Source organism: Sutcliffiella sp. FSL R7-0096, from assembly GCF_038595065.1.
GTDB lineage: Bacteria > Bacillota > Bacilli > Bacillales > Bacillaceae_I > Sutcliffiella_A.
This window is the reverse complement of the sequence record NZ_CP152003.1, coordinates 2031379-2046918: the sequence shown is the minus strand read 5'-3', so window position 1 is coordinate 2046918 and position 15540 is coordinate 2031379. Positions and strand designations below refer to the sequence as shown.

Annotated in this window: 16 protein-coding genes and 1 other annotated feature; all 16 genes read right to left on the bottom strand. The window is 41.1% G+C overall.

The features are described from left to right. Nucleotides 1-367 precede the first annotated feature (367 nt). The 16 genes from ileS to MKY77_RS10305 all read right to left on the bottom strand — a co-directional run bounded on the left by ileS (nucleotide 368) and on the right by MKY77_RS10305 (nucleotide 15484). Entirely contained in the window at nucleotides 368-3136 is a 2769-nt protein-coding gene (ileS, locus tag MKY77_RS10380) for an isoleucine--tRNA ligase (protein WP_339145744.1), read from the bottom strand. A gap of 427 nt (nucleotides 3137-3563) precedes the next feature. Next, nucleotides 3564-3801, bottom strand: a binding site (T-box leader). A gap of 95 nt (nucleotides 3802-3896) precedes the next feature. Continuing rightward, the gene (locus MKY77_RS10375) at nucleotides 3897-4397 is read right to left on the bottom strand and encodes a DivIVA domain-containing protein (protein ID WP_237661980.1); all 501 of its coding nucleotides are present in this window, start codon (nucleotides 4395-4397) and stop codon (nucleotides 3897-3899) included. Nucleotides 4398-4476: 79 nt separating this feature from the next. Then, nucleotides 4477-5250 (bottom strand): RNA-binding protein, encoded by a 774-nt coding sequence (locus MKY77_RS10370; protein ID WP_339145743.1) that lies wholly within the window; start codon nucleotides 5248-5250, stop codon nucleotides 4477-4479. Nucleotides 5251-5317: 67 nt separating this feature from the next. After that, the gene (locus MKY77_RS10365; RefSeq protein ID WP_339145742.1) at nucleotides 5318-5587 is read right to left on the bottom strand and encodes a YggT family protein; all 270 of its coding nucleotides are present in this window, start codon (nucleotides 5585-5587) and stop codon (nucleotides 5318-5320) included. 6 nt (nucleotides 5588-5593) lie between these two features. Next, nucleotides 5594-6055, bottom strand: coding sequence for a cell division protein SepF (locus MKY77_RS10360; RefSeq protein ID WP_237661977.1), 462 nt, complete (start codon nucleotides 6053-6055; stop codon nucleotides 5594-5596). 16 nt (nucleotides 6056-6071) lie between these two features. Further along, nucleotides 6072-6761 (bottom strand): YggS family pyridoxal phosphate-dependent enzyme, encoded by a 690-nt coding sequence (locus MKY77_RS10355; RefSeq protein WP_339145741.1) that lies wholly within the window; start codon nucleotides 6759-6761, stop codon nucleotides 6072-6074. Then, nucleotides 6761-7591: a peptidoglycan editing factor PgeF gene (gene pgeF / locus MKY77_RS10350; protein WP_339145740.1), complete on the bottom strand. Its 831-nt coding sequence runs from the start codon at nucleotides 7589-7591 to the stop codon at nucleotides 6761-6763. Before pgeF ends, MKY77_RS10355 begins: the two co-directional genes overlap by 1 nt. A gap of 105 nt (nucleotides 7592-7696) precedes the next feature. Further along, nucleotides 7697-7957: a YlmC/YmxH family sporulation protein gene (locus tag MKY77_RS10345; protein WP_064101185.1), complete on the bottom strand. Its 261-nt coding sequence runs from the start codon at nucleotides 7955-7957 to the stop codon at nucleotides 7697-7699. A 27-nt stretch (nucleotides 7958-7984) separates the two neighbouring features. After that, on the bottom strand, nucleotides 7985-8137 hold the full coding sequence (locus MKY77_RS10340) for a hypothetical protein (protein WP_339145739.1): 153 nt from the start codon (nucleotides 8135-8137) through the stop codon (nucleotides 7985-7987). 97 nt (nucleotides 8138-8234) lie between these two features. Next, nucleotides 8235-9014, bottom strand: coding sequence for an RNA polymerase sporulation sigma factor SigG (gene sigG / locus MKY77_RS10335; protein WP_060665819.1), 780 nt, complete (start codon nucleotides 9012-9014; stop codon nucleotides 8235-8237). Nucleotides 9015-9153: 139 nt separating this feature from the next. Next, entirely contained in the window at nucleotides 9154-9873 is a 720-nt protein-coding gene (gene sigE / locus MKY77_RS10330) for an RNA polymerase sporulation sigma factor SigE (RefSeq protein ID WP_339145738.1), read from the bottom strand. 215 nt (nucleotides 9874-10088) lie between these two features. Then, nucleotides 10089-11018: a sigma-E processing peptidase SpoIIGA gene (gene spoIIGA, locus MKY77_RS10325; protein WP_339145737.1), complete on the bottom strand. Its 930-nt coding sequence runs from the start codon at nucleotides 11016-11018 to the stop codon at nucleotides 10089-10091. 584 nt (nucleotides 11019-11602) lie between these two features. After that, entirely contained in the window at nucleotides 11603-12778 is a 1176-nt protein-coding gene (gene ftsZ, locus MKY77_RS10320; protein ID WP_339145736.1) for a cell division protein FtsZ, read from the bottom strand. Between the two features lie 208 nt (nucleotides 12779-12986). After that, nucleotides 12987-14279 carry a cell division protein FtsA gene (ftsA, locus tag MKY77_RS10315; protein WP_339145735.1) on the bottom strand — a complete coding sequence of 431 codons (1293 nt, stop codon included), beginning with the start codon at nucleotides 14277-14279 and terminating at the stop codon, nucleotides 12987-12989. Between the two features lie 114 nt (nucleotides 14280-14393). Further along, on the bottom strand, nucleotides 14394-14756 hold the full coding sequence (locus tag MKY77_RS10310) for a small basic family protein (RefSeq protein ID WP_047970782.1): 363 nt from the start codon (nucleotides 14754-14756) through the stop codon (nucleotides 14394-14396). Nucleotides 14757-14758: 2 nt separating this feature from the next. Next, the gene (locus MKY77_RS10305) at nucleotides 14759-15484 is read right to left on the bottom strand and encodes a DUF881 domain-containing protein (protein WP_339145734.1); all 726 of its coding nucleotides are present in this window, start codon (nucleotides 15482-15484) and stop codon (nucleotides 14759-14761) included. Nucleotides 15485-15540: the final 56 nt, after the last annotated feature.

Below are 15540 nucleotides of genomic sequence, written 5' to 3'. Positions count from 1 at the left end.
TGTTTCTGGTGGTTCCATACACCCTCTATGGCGACTGAACTTCTATTTTTTGTGTTCCTGGTGGTTCCATACACCCTCTATGACGACTGAACTTCTATTTTTTGTGTTTCTGGTGGTTCCATACACCCTCTATGGCGACTGAACTTCTATTTTTTGTGTTCCTGGTGGTTCCATACACCCTCTATGACGACTGAACTGCTCTTTTTTGTAGTGCTAGTGGTTCCATACGAAACCACACCTCCAAAAAAGGATAAATAGAATTGCTTTATACTCACGAATCGCTCATCCAACTCCAACGCTCCGGAAATCAACAGGGTATTATACTTTCTTCAAAAAAAAACCGCCGACAAAGGTCAGCGGTTTTCTTTTAAGCAGTGTAGTTCTCTTTTACAACGGAAGCACAACGAACACATAGTGTCGGATGGTCGGCATCTTGGCCAACTGTTGGTGTTACAACCCAGCAGCGGTCACATGTTTCTCCATCGGCTGGATTTACGGAAATTGCGACGCCTTCAAATACTTGAGCATTCTCAGGAGCATCTTCCTTCACTCCGGCCACTTCCAAACCGGAAACGATGAACAACTGTTGAACATTTTCCTCGATGGAATCAAGCAATGTCTTTGTTTCAGCATTAGGGTACAATGTAATTTTCGCTGCAAGAGATTTACCGATAACCTTTTCGTTACGGGCAACTTCCAGCGCCTTCAGCACATCGTCGCGTAATGACATGAATTTATCCCATTTCTCTTCAATTGCATCTGCATTTTCAACAGGCAATACATCCGGCATATCCACCAGCTGCACGCTTTCCTCTTTTACAAACTCGATGTGAGACCACACTTCATCAGCTGTATGAGGAAGGATAGGTGTCACAAGCTTTGTAAGAGCAAGTAATGTCTCGTAAAGGACTGTCTGGATTGCACGGCGGTCATGCTGATCCTTCGCTTCGATGTAAAGGATATCCTTTGCAAAATCAAGATAGAAAGAACTTAGTTCAATCGTACAGAAGTTATGAACCGCATGGTAGATACCGGCAAATTCATAGTCTTCATAGGATTTCTTAACCTTTGTGATCATGTTGTTAAGCTTCACCATCATATAACGGTCCACTTCACGTAAATCTTTCATCTCCACAGCGTGGACTGTCGGATCGAAATCAGCAAGGTTTCCTAGAAGAAAACGGAATGTGTTACGGATTTTACGGTACACTTCAGCTACCTGCTTCAAGATGTTATCAGAAACACGAACATCTGATTGATAATCAACAGATGCCACCCATAGACGAAGAATGTCTGCTCCAAGCTGATTCATTACCTTGGATGGAAGAACTACGTTACCAAGGGACTTACTCATCTTGCGTCCATCCCCATCCAGTGCGAATCCGTGGCTTAGAATCCCTTTGTAAGGAGCTTTTCCTGTTACTGCTACACTTGTTGTCAAGGAAGAGTTAAACCATCCGCGGTATTGGTCAGAACCTTCAAGATATAGGTCTGCCGGACGTTGCAGGTCATCTCTTTCTTCTAGAACGGATTGATGGGAAGATCCGGAATCGAACCATACATCCATGATGTCCATTTCTTTGAAGAATGTACCATTCGGACTTGCTTCATGCTTAAAGCCTTCCGGTAGCAGGTCTATTGCTTCTTTTTCGAACCAAATGTTTGAGCCATGCTCCCTGAACAGTGCAGATACATGATCGATTGTCTCATCCGTGATGATTTCCTGCCCGTTTTCTGCGTAGAATACCGGAATCGGAACACCCCACGCACGCTGACGGGAGATACACCAGTCGCCACGGTCACGTACCATGTTATACAGGCGCGTTTCGCCCCATGCTGGTACCCATTTAGTTTCTGCAACCGCTTCAAGCAATTGATCTCTGATTTTATCGATTGATGCAAACCATTGTGCCGTTGCACGGAAAATGGTCGGCTTTTTTGTACGCCAGTCATGCGGGTAGGAGTGAGTGATAAAGTTCAATTTCAGAAGTGCTCCTGCTTCTTGAAGTTTTTCTGTGATCGGCTTGTTCGCCTCGTCATAGAATAGCCCTTCAAAGCCAGGTGCTTCTTCTGTCATGTTTCCTTTTGCATCAACCGGGCACAGCACATCCAAACCATATTTCTTCCCGATGATAAAGTCGTCTTCCCCGTGACCAGGTGCCGTGTGTACACAGCCAGTTCCCGCGTCTGTTGTTACATGGTCACCTAACATTACTAAGGATGTACGATCGTATAGTGGATGCTTTGCAACAATATGTTCAAGCTCTGCACCTTTAAATGCTTTTACCACTTTGGCATCTTCCCACTCAAGCGTGCTGGATACCGTTTCAAGAAGCTCTGCAGCAATGATGAATTTTTCACCGTTCACTTCCACCACACTGTAATCAAGATCGGCATTTACGGCAATTCCAAGGTTAGCCGGGATCGTCCATGGAGTAGTTGTCCAGATGATGAACCGTTCAGAACCATCCAGCACACCCTTTCCATCTTGAACATTAAAGGCTACATAGATGGAAGGAGAACGTTTATCCTGGTATTCAATTTCCGCTTCTGCAAGTGCGGATTCACTGGACGGGGACCAGTAAACAGGCTTCAACCCTTTATAGATCAGACCATTTTTCGCCATTTCACCGAACACCTTGATTTGCTGTGCTTCATATTCTGGCTTTAATGTGATATATGGGTTGAACCAGTCGCCACGTACCCCGAGTCGCATAAATTGCTCACGCTGACGGTCTACTTGGTCATAGGCATATTCTTCACACAATTTACGGAAATCTGCAACAGACATTTCCTTGCGTTTCACTTTTTTGTTTTTAGTTAAAGCTGTTTCAATTGGCAAACCATGAGTATCCCAACCCGGCACATATGGAGCATGGTATCCGCTCATGGACTTATAGCGAACGATAAAGTCCTTTAAGACCTTGTTTAGCGCGTGACCCATATGGATGTCACCATTTGCATATGGAGGTCCATCGTGCAATACGTACATCGGACGGTCCTTTGTGCGTTCTTGTACCTTTTTATAGATGTCCATTTCATCCCATTTTTGTTGTAGCTGTGGCTCGCGGTTCGGCAGGTTTCCGCGCATTGGGAATTCGGTTTTTGGCATTAATAACGTATCTTTGTATTCCATGGTATTTCCTCCAACTTTCACATTTTTAATTTGTTGTTTTTTCATAAAATAATGGATCTGATAAACAGCGCTGTTAATTTCCGCACTGGGCTGCGCTTTCCTAGGGGCGCTTGCGGGGTCTCCTCGGCTTCGCCTAGACCACTGAAAAAGTACATTATTCTATCTGACTAATACCGCTGTTGATTTCCACAAAAGGCTGCGCTTTCCGCGGGGCGACCTTGAGCCTCCGCAGGAGTCTTCGCCTTTTGTTCCAATCAACAGCTAGAAATTATTAGGACGATAAGTTATTATGTTTTTCAGTGGCCACGCTTCACTTGCGGGGTCTTTCGCTAAGCGCTATCTCCTTGAGGAGTATTCGTCCTGTAATCCAATCAACAGCTATGAAACTCTTTACCATAAGATAAATAAAAAAATCCCCTCGTCCCAAAAAAGGGACGAGAGGATCTCCCGTGGTACCACCCTAAATTGACCAGACTGTTTGAGGCAGTATCCGATCCACTTTAGCATTCGTAACGTGAATGTGACGACTGAACTTACAAGCTATCAAGCCTTCAGTCCGGTGCTCTAGGGTGATATTCATTCCTCTTCTTATACCGGGCTTCCACCGTCCCCGACTCGCTCCAATAAGTGATAAGAGGAACTACTGTCCCTATCAACGCTTTCTATTCTGTATAATGTAAATAAGTTCATTTAAACTATCATATGAAAAAACTTTGATTTGTTTCGTTATTATACTGAATATAACCTTATATCGTCAAGGTTATACTCCACTTTCTTCTAATTCTTTATCTTTTTCCTCGTATTCCATCAAATGTTCCCAATCGTCATTATCAATCAATTCCAATTGTGCTTCAACTAGCATCTTGAAACGGTTACGAAAAATCTTTGATTGTTTTTTCAGTTCATCGATTTCTACTTGCAGCTTTCTTGACTTTAAGAGAGATTCATTAATGATGCGATCTGCGTTCTTTTCCGCCTCTTTAATGATCAGCTTTGCTTCCTTTTGAGCATTTCTTCTGACATCTTCTGCAGATTCCTGTGCCACCAAGATAGATTTATTCAATGTTTCCTCAATGGTTGTGAAATGAGATAGACGGTCATGTAATTCTTTCACCTTTTCCTCATGTTCTTTCTTTTCACGTAAAATCATTTCATAATCCTTGATTACCTGATCTAGAAACTCATTTACTTCATCTTCATCGTAACCACGAAAAGCCTTATTAAATTCTTTATTGTGAATATCAAGCGGTGTTAAGGGCATTGATGCCACCTCCATTAAAATCTCGACTAGTACTTAACATTATTCGACAGGCAACCTCGTTTTCCTGCCTAGCAATAAATTATTTTTGTTTTCCTACAATAATTCTCCATTTATCTTTTTTGGTTTTCCCATCAAGAGTAAGGAGCTTACTTCTTCCAAATCCCCTTACGGAAAGGATATCCCCTTCCTGGCATTCGAAGGCTGTCTGCTCAACAAGCTTCCAATTGACTTTGACTTTCTTTCCGTCAATAAGTAATTGGGCTTTTTGTCTGGACAGATTATAAATGGAAGCTATCATGACATCGAGTCTGAGGGATGCTGCTGTAGTTGACTTTTCCTCCCAGCTGGTTTCTGCCGCGTATAAATCGTTAAGTGGCATTTCAGAAAGAGTTACCTTCACTCTTCCCACTTCTTGCAATTGAAGTTCGACAAATGAACTTACTTCCGAACCGAGAACCAACTGTACATGTTTATCATGAAAGTATATATCTCCAAACTTGCTTCTTTTCAATCCTATGCCCATTAATGAACCAAGTACCTGTCTGTGTTCAATCTGTACAAATTTATCGGGGTAGGAGAGTTTAAACGGTTTTAATTGGAAATCGTCGATAGTTGGTTGAATGTAAGGTGGATATAGTAAAGCACGTTTTCGTTCAGCACCTTCTGCTCCACCGTGAAATGCAAGCTTCACTTCATCATTGTTTCCAACGACACTCTTCACAATATCTTGTTCGCGCGGATCAAGAAAGTCAGTGAGCTTAGGGGCATACTGCTCCATCACTGTGTCTTTCCATTCCAATACCTGATCGATAAAATCATGTTCTTCTTGTCGAAAGTGTTGATAAATACTCATAATATCACTCTACTCATACAAAAGTTAAATAGGGAATCCGCCTACACGAGATTCCCTACATTTATGGTTAGTATAGTCCTAGCATTCCAAACAGTGCCTGAAGACCGTATACTGCATAGCGCAATACAAAGATGGCTACGATTGGGGAAATGTCAATCATCCCTAGCGGGGGAATGATTCTACGGAACATGTCTAGGTATGGTTCACAAATCCGCCCTAAAATTCTACCAAATGAAGATTCTCTGGCACCCGGGAACCAGGACATGAAGATATAGATTATTAACGCGATTGTATACATAAAAACTAACTGATTAAGTAAATTGAAAAACATATACATTTAAGCTTACCACCTCTTATCACTAAAGTTTTCTTGCTCTTGCTGCATAATCTCAGAAATAGATCCTGATACATCCACATTATCGGGAGTGCATAGGAAAATATTCTGCCCGATTCGTTGGATATCCCCACCTATGGCATAAACGGTGCCACTCAGGAAGTCCACGATTCTTTTTGCCTGATCCATATCAATCCTTTGAAGATTGACGATGATTGCCCTGCGGTTTTTCAGATGATCGGCAACATCCTGCGCTTCCGAGTAAGATCTTGGCTCATATAGAACCACTTTGGAAGTTTTTTGAACACTTTGCAAGCTTACAACATTTTGTTTTGTTGGTTGGGTTGTTCCGGATCTAGTCCTTCTTGGCTCTTCCATTACCTCTTCTTCCTCATAGGCATCAGTTTCTTTGTATTCATATTCCTCATCATCCAAAGCAAAAAAACTTTTGAATTTAGATTTGATTGTCATTCTTTACACCTCCACTTTATTGTTCGTTTCCAACAAGCGCACTTCCAATTCGGATAAAGGTGGCACCTTCTTCAATCGCTATTCTATAGTCGTTGGACATTCCCATGGACAATTCTTGACATGGTGCATATGGAAGATTCAGTTCTTGGACTTGAACTTGCAGTGCTTTTAACTCACGAAAGCAATTTCTTATCTCTGCTTCATCGTCGGTGTAAGGGGCCATCGTCATTAATCCAACCACGTGGATATTAGGATAATTCCCTAGTTTTTCGACAAATCCTAAGGCTTCTTCCTTGGGCAATCCATGCTTGGAGTCCTCCGCTGAAACATTCACTTGCATAAAACATTTTACGGGTTTTTCTGTACGTTTATGTATCTCTTCCGCGAGTGATTCGCGATCTAAGGAATGGATATAATCCACTTTATCAATAATTTTCTTTACTTTTTTGGATTGCAATGTCCCGATAAAATGCCAGGTTGCTTTATTGGAAAGCACATTCCATTTCTCCCGTAATCCATCGTCCCTATTTTCACCAAGGTGATGGACCCCGGACTCTACAGCTTCTTTCGCCCTGTCAACTGATACGTACTTAGTAACTGCAATGATATTTATTTCCTCAGGGGAACGACCGACATTTTCACAGACATCACGAATGTTTTTTTGAATCTTTTCCAGATTATTTTCAACCGAATCCAGAATGCTCATTATCCATTCGCCCCTTTCAAGCCGATGAAGCTCATCATTCTTCCAGTATTGCCTTTATCACGTCGATGGGAAAAGAATAAAGAATCCTCCCTGCTTGTACAAAAAGAACTGCAAAGTATGTTTTCGTCTTTGACCCCTGCCTGCAAGAGAAGTTCATAATTTACTCTTTTTAAATCTAATTCAAACTGCCCCTCGGACACTTCCTTCATGAAGTTGTCCGGATCGATAGTTGGAAGTGCATTTTTCACCTTATTTACAACAAAGTGATCCACCACATAGGCTTCTGCAGAAATGGAAGGCCCAATTGCCACAAATATAGAATCGTCATTTATCCCTTCCAGTATCAAGGACTTGATCATCTTCCCTGCAATATTTTTCACTGTACCTTTCCAACCTGCGTGTGCAATTCCTACGATGGCATGATCAGGAGCAAAAAAATACAATGGTACACAATCAGCAAAGCAAAGAGTAAGCAATATGTCCGCTCTGTCTGTGTAGATGCCATCCGTTCCTGGCAATGCGGTATCATATGAATATACCCCTTTGCCTTTATATGACTCATCTACTTTTACAATATTATCTTCATGGGTTTGGTCACAGCCCACCCAATTTTCGGTGGGCATATTCAGTAATTCAGCTACAGTCTCTTTGTTCTGACATACTGCATCTTGAGAATCTTTTACATGCAAACCCATATTCAGTGTATTAAAATGTCCTTCACTGACTCCTCCGTTTTTGGTGGTAAAGCCGACAACCAAGTTAGGTTTATGCTTCTTCCATGTATGGAGGGACAATGTTTGTTCATTTTCCAGAACAAATGGCTCTGTCATAGTCGACACCTTCTTTATTGGTTACGCTGATATTCCTTCATATTGTACCACATTTTTCTACTAACATTGAATTATATTGTATGATTCGACAGCTTTTTTCGCGTTTTATTCCTCGTAGGCGGTTTCCACCTTCGTTTGATAACGAACAAGTATCACATCTGCACCAATTTTAACAATATTACGCCATGGAATGACTACTTCCTCATCCTTTCCAAAAAAACCAAGCATTTTTCCCCCGCCTGTAATGATAATGGCCTCGATTTTGCCATTGGTTAAGTTAATGTCGATATCACCAATATTTCCAAGCTTCTTCCCATCTGACACACTGACAACATCTTTCATCTGGAAATCGGATATTTTCACCATTGCCATTCCCCCATTTTATCTATCATATTAAACTATATGATAGTTGACTGCTTCTTCATGAAGGGAAAATAAAATAGTTTCATTAATCTGTAGGTTACTTTCAATTGTTGATTTTCGTTCCAGACGCTTCGCTTGCCTGCTAGTGTCTGGTAATGTCTGCTCGCCTTCCACTACAATCAACAAGGTATCTTTATCAACTAAATAGTTATTACTCGTCCCAAAAAAAGAACCAGTTTCCCATTTTGGATACTGGTTCTTTTCTTTATATTATCCTGGTTTAGCTTTGGATATTTTTATTCATCTGCTTGATTGCCGCCTTTTCAAGGCGAGATACTTGAGCTTGCGAAATTCCGATTTCATCAGCAACTTCCATCTGTGTTTTTCCTTGAAAGAACCGCTTTCTCAAAATGAGCTTTTCCCTGTCATTCAATCGCCTCATTCCTTCTTTTAAAGCGATTTCTTCTATCCACTGGATATCTTTATTCTTCTCATCACTGATTTGATCCAATACATAGATGGGATCTCCACCATCGTTATAGATCGGTTCAAAAAGTGAGACAGGATCCTGAATGGCGTCAAGCGCGAAAACGATTTCTTCATGTGGCACTTCCAACACTTTTGAAATTTCTTCGGCTGTCGGCTCCCTGGATGTTTCACTCATCAATCTTTCTCTCACTTGCAGCGCTTTGTAGGCAATATCACGCAACGACCTCGATACTCTTATCGGGTTATTGTCACGTAAATAACGTCTGATTTCCCCGATGATCATCGGCACTGCATATGTAGAAAACTTTACATTTTGACCTAAATCAAAGTTATCAATGGATTTCATCAATCCAATACATCCTACTTGAAATAAGTCATCAACAAATTCTCCACGGTTATTAAACCGTTGAATAACACTTAATACAAGCCTCAAATTCCCATTCACAAGCTTTTCTCGAGCGGAGAGTTCACCACTTTGCATTTCACGAAATAACTTCCGCATTTCTTCATTTTTAAGAACAGGAAGTTTTGAAGTGTCCACTCCGCAAATTTCAACCTTATTACGTGTCATTCTTTCCCCTCCTAACAGGAGTTGCTGTTCAGAGTTAAGTATCTCCTCAGGAGGGAAAAATATGCATATCCAGAAATCTATCTATTCTGACAAATATTCTCAATCCTTATCATTACTGAAAAAATTGCTCTAAAAATTTTTATACCATTTTATTGAATTCTTTTCTTAGTCTTTTAATGATCCGTTTTTCTAATCTGGATATGTATGATTGCGATATACCTAACATATCCGCTACATCCTTTTGCGTTTTTTCTTCTCCACCGATGAGGCCGAAACGGAGTTCCATAATCTGCTTCTCCCTGTCATTCAGTTGTTCAAGGGCTTTTAACAGAAGTTTTCGATCTACGTTTGCCTCCAAATCTTTTGTAATGATATCCTCATCCGTACCAAGAACATCTGACAACAGCAATTCGTTGCCGTCCCAGTCAATATTCAAAGGTTCGTCAAAAGAGACTTCCGAACGAACCTTATTGTTTCTCCTTAAGTACATCAAAATCTCGTTCTCAATACATCTTGAGGCGTACGTAGCCAATTTAATCTTTTTCTCTGGATTAAATGTGTTAACAGCTTTAATAAGTCCGATTGTACCTATACTAATTAGATCCTCAATATTGATTCCGGTATTCTCAAACTTTCTTGCTATATAGACGACAAGTCTGAGATTTCTTTCGATAAGGATGGACCTTGCAGCTTGATCTCCATTTGGCAACTTTATAAGCAAATGTGCTTCCTCTTCCTTTGACAAAGGTGGTGGCAGCGCTTCACTCCCACCTATATAATAAATTTCATCTGTCTTTAATCCCAGCTTGATTAATAATTTGTACCATAAATAGGTGACTTTTATTTTTAGCTTCCCCAAAATAATTCCTCCTTTTATTTTCTTTAGGCTCTTTTCTCAAAGTTTGTTGCTATTCACAAGCAAAAAGTCGGCTATTGGACTTTTTGTTTCTTACATACTCTTGATTTTGCAAGTAGTATTCTTAGCACAACAAGGAAAAGAGCACGACAGTAAGCAATATAACGGATGATTTGAATATACGAAAAAGCAACAAAGAATACGAAAACAGCCTTTCTTTATGAAACCTGTTCCACCACTTCTCCCTGTAACATTTTAGGGTGAAGAATACACACGTAGTCTCCTTCTGAGGATAGCTGTGTTTTAGTGAGTCCCAATAGGAATTTACTTGTTTCATAGCGCATATTATCATGGTGAATGACTGCCTTATCCGGTTTAATTGCCAGCATTATAGTTGTTTCTTTTCCGACTGCCCGGTATGGAATGATTCTAATTCTCTCGACCCACCTGGTTTCATCTGAAAAAGTTGGCCAACCTTGTGTTTGTTCAATAGAGTCCATAGCTTGTATGATTTCGTCTGGGATGAAGGTTTGAAGAGCTGCCACTTCCACAATCATGACAGGAGTCTTGGTAATGGGGTCTAAAAGCTGGTTCCCACTATCCAGTAAGCCCGATAATGAGATCACATCCTTTTCGATTGTAATGGTAATGGTGGCCAATTGATCATATTTAAATTTTCTTGTTTCCACTGCATGAAATTGCTTCTTAGATAGGTACAAAAGAACCGGGAAACCAACCAGGACAAAAACCCATGAAACCGGATCTCCAAGTCCACTTGTAAGGCTTTGGATGGTTTCGTTTGCAAAACGCTGATCCACTTGTAATGCATAGTGAACAGCAAGCATGCCCCCTCCAACTGCAAAGGTGGTTACATAAAAAACAGTAAGGTTTTCTACAAAGGTCCTTAATCTGTGAAAGCCGAAAGCTGCAAGGATAATGGTAAGGGAGATGAGCATTTTCACAAAAGGATTTGCAACAAGAACCTGCGCTGGGGTGAACATGAGAACTACAATTAATGAACCGATGAATGCTCCGAGTAATAGCCTCCATGTTACAATCTGTCGCTTCAGGATGAGACCGGTTATCTTTAAAAGCAGAAAATCAAAGCCGAAATTCAATAGCCAGATTGCATCTAAATATACGGTCACAATAAGTCCCTCATTTATACCTTATAGATTTGAAACTAGTATAAATCACTGCTAGTAGAAAGTCTGTCAGTTCCTGCCGATAGTAGAATACAATTTTTGAAGATTTTTTTGCTTATTTGTCGGAGAGAACAGGACAGGGGGAATATTGGATTTTAGTTCTTGCACTACCATTTACCTCATAAAGCTTAAATACTTGGATTGTGACTTTTCGGAGGCTGATTGTGACTTTTTCTGTAGTTATTGTGACTTTTTCAAAGGGTATTGTGATATTTTAACGGGTTATTGTGATATTTCGGCATTCGAAATAGAATATGATAAATTCTTAAATCAATCAAAAGGCTCTGTTAAACACCGCTGTTGATTTCCGCACTAGACTTCGCTTTCCTAGGGGCGTTTGGGCAGCCTCGGCTTGCACCTCCGGGTCTCCCCTAAACGCTATCTCCCTCAGGAGTCTTAGCCTATTGCTCCAATCAACAGCTAGGTTGCTAAAAAATAGCTTTAACAGCGCCAATCAAAAAAGCACCAAACCATTTTTCACTTGCAATGGTTTGGTGCTTTTGATTGAAGCCGGGGGCTAATGGAAGTTAGCGACGGCGGTTTCTATTACGTAAGAAAGTTGGGATATCCAACGTTTCTTCTTGTTGTTGTGGCTGTTGTTGACGGCGTGGTTCCTGTTGTTGCGGTTCTTGGTGTTGGTGAACAGGCTCTTCACGTCTTACTTCACGTTGCTGTTGTTGCGGTTTTTGTGAAGGTGCTTTTTGTGCGCCGAAAACAGGACGTGCACCTTGCTTTGTGTGGTTGATTTCAGCTTCACTGAAACCAGTAGCGATTACCGTAACTACGATTTCATCTTTAAGGTTCTCGTTAATAACCGAACCGAAAATCATGTTTACTTCTTGATCGGAAGCGGATGCTACGATATCTGCAGCCTCCTGAACTTCATAAAGACTAAGGTTTGTACCACCGGTAATGTTCATAAGTACACCTTGAGCTCCATCGATGGATGTTTCAAGTAGCGGGGAAGATACTGCTTTTTTCGCTGCTTCCGCTGCACGGTTTTCACCAGTTGCAACACCGATACCCATCAAAGCGGATCCTTTGTTGGACATGATCGTTTTCACATCAGCAAAGTCAAGGTTGATTAATCCTGGAGTTGCGATTAGGTCAGAGATACCTTGTACACCTTGGCGCAGAACGTTATCTGCTTCACGGAACGCTTCAAGCATCGGTGTGTTTTTATCCACGATTTCAAGAAGACGATCATTTGGAATGACGATTAATGTGTCTACTGCTTCTTTCATGGAAGCGATACCGCCTGCAGCCTGAGTTGCACGCTTACGACCTTCGAAAGTGAAGGGTCTTGTAACTACACCCACTGTCAATGCTCCAAGATCGCGGGCAATCTGAGCGATAACAGGTGCAGCACCTGTACCTGTACCTCCACCCATGCCGGCTGTTACGAAAACCATGTCTGCGCCTTTAAGTACTTCTTCCAACTGTTCTTTGCTTTCTTCGGCAGCTTTCTTACCAACTTCAGGGTTTGCACCTGCACCAAGTCCGCGAGTCAACTTGCCGCCGATTTGCATTTTCACTTCTGCCTTTGATAGGTTAAGAGCCTGTGCATCCGTGTTGACTGCAATAAACTCCACTCCTTGAACACCATGTTCTATCATACGGTTTACAGCGTTGTTTCCGCCTCCACCTACTCCGATTACTTTAATGGTAGCTAATTGATCGATACTGTTATCAAAATCTAACATGACTGTTCCTCCTATTTCTCGAAAGTACTTGCAAGCATATGCCAATTATCGTTATACACCGCAGTTGTTTTCAGCACTGGGCTTTGCTTTCCTAGGGGCGCTGGTGTAGCCTCCCCGGCAAGCCGGCGGGTTCTCCATCTAGCGCTATCTCCCTCAAGAGTCTTCGCCCTCTGCTACAATCAACAGCTAGGTTATCTATTAATCAGTATTATTCAAAGAATAGTCCGAAGAATTTTTTTACTTTGTTTCCTACTTTTTCTTCTTCGTTTACAGGCTTCGCTTGCTTTCCTTTTTGCTGAGTTTGTTTTCCACTACGTTGTTTTTCAGGGTATTCACTCGGTGCTGTTGTAGTTTCAATTTTCCTACCTTGTAGTTTTGCATTTTTATATGCAAATTGGATAAGTCCTACTCCTGTTGTATATTGAGGCTCCCTTACGCCAATATAGTCCGGAACAGCTTTTCTTACATTGTTGTTAAGTATCAATTGCGCCAATTCCAGTACGCCTGGCATGGATACAACTCCACCGGTTAATACAAACCCCCCTGGAATCTCGCGAACACCTAATCTCTTGATCTCATGTTGCACAAGATCGAATATCTCTTCCATTCTTGCTTCAATAATATCAGATATCTCAAGCTGGCTAAACTGTTGATGCTGATCGCTACCAATGATAGGTACACTGAACACCTCTTCATCAGATGCATGATCATAAAATGCATGTCCATGTTTTTGCTTAATATTTTCTGCGTCTTCCGTGGATGTGCGCAACCCTATTGAAATGTCTTTGGTGATGTACTCTCCTCCGACTGGCAGGACACTTGTCGCTTTTAGGAAGCCATCCTCAAAAACGGCAATGGTAGTTGACCCACCACCAATATCCACTAGGGCCACACCTAGATTACGCTCATCTTTTGACAATGCGATTGATCCGGATGCAAGCGGCTGCAAGCAGATATCCGTAATTTCCAATCCAGCTTTCTCTACACAACGCAGTAAGTTATGTAAGACTGTTTTTGACCCTGTAATAATGGTACCTTCCATTTCAAGCCGAACACCAAGCATGCCTCTTGGATCATTAATTTCATCCAATCCGTCAACGATGAACTGCTTGGGGATACAGTCGATGATTTCCCTTTCAGGAGGAATGGAAAAGACCTGTGCTGCATCAATGACGCGTGCTATGTCTTCATCCCCTATTTCCCTGTTTTCACTTGAAACGGCAACCACTCCATGGCAATCCTGAAGTTGTACATGGTTTCCGGTGACACCAACCACCACTCTATTAATTGGCATCCCTACCATTCTCTCAGCTTGTTCGATCGCCTTGTTAATGGAATGAACAGTTTCATCTATGTCTACTATAGATCCTTTTCTTAATCCTGTTGATTTTACATTACCGACTCCAATTATATTTAAAGTATCATTCACCATTTCTCCAATGATTACTTTAACACTGGATGTACCGATGTCCAAACTGACGTATATTTCATTGCTGTTCATTCTATGGCACCTCCTTCTAATCCTAAAAACAACCAATTATTTAAGAACAACATCTGAAAAAACATATTATATTAGAAAGTATTCCACAAATATGATGTTTTCCCTTTTTTAAAATCATTTTTTTTCGTTTTTTTCTTTAGAAAGCGACCATTTGGATAATAATATCCTTCTTATCACTGCAATGTTTTGGAAAAGCCTTACACCGAAGGCGAAAACGGCAGCTAAATATAAGTCTACACCAAGATGTACGCCTAGAAAAGCTAAACTTGCAGCAAGGAGGATATTAAAGAAAAACCCTGATACAAATACTTTATCATCATAATTGTTTTGCAGATGGGCGCGTATTCCACCAAACAATGTATCCAGTGCAGCCAGCACTGCAATTGATAAATAATTGGAATATTCGTCAGGCACCCGGATTTCCGAATAGAGCCCCAAAACAATTCCTATGATCAACCCAAGGAGAGGAAGCCACATCGTTAGTCCCCCTCCTTCCCAGCTTTAACCGGTTCCATGAACTTCACACGAATTTGCTCGTCATAAGCTGGGACGGTTACTTGATTGATCGGCGTGGACACTTCCAATAGCAGGTTTTCTATTGCGAATTCATCCATTGCTCTTGATACTTGCAATCTGTTATAAAGTTTTGTTGGATCGCTCGTTATCACGATGATTTCGAAATTTACATTAGGTATCCAAGCATTATTCACTTTCGTACGGCCATTTATTTCACGGATGACCGTATTGCTGACAACCCGTTGATTTGCAATGCTTATTTCCTCTACACCATAGGAATTCAGTTCATTTACAAATCTCCTCAGAAGATCAGCTGAGATGTTTTCCTGTACATTTCCAATTATATCTTCATCAAACAAAGGTTTGACTGCCATCTTTATGCCCGGTCCACTCATTTCTGTTAACCCTGCTTCTCTTTTAAGTTCTTCCAAGGTTTCCCGAACGATGTTTTCTTTGGATTCATCCCGTTCTTTGGAATACTCTTGTAGCATTTTATCGTATTTCCTGATTTCCTGGATTATCTGGGACTGAATTTCCTGCTCGCGATTCAAATCACTTCGAAGCTGCCAAGTATCACGTGTGTCACGTATAATTGGTTGCTTTACCGTTTGAAACTGGATGGCGATCATCAATCCGACAATAACAGTTATGATAGTAAAACTGAATTTACGTTTATCCAACTTGTACACCTAACCTTACTAATCAGTAGTATGCCTTAAAGTCACTACTGCTGATGTCCTTTCAA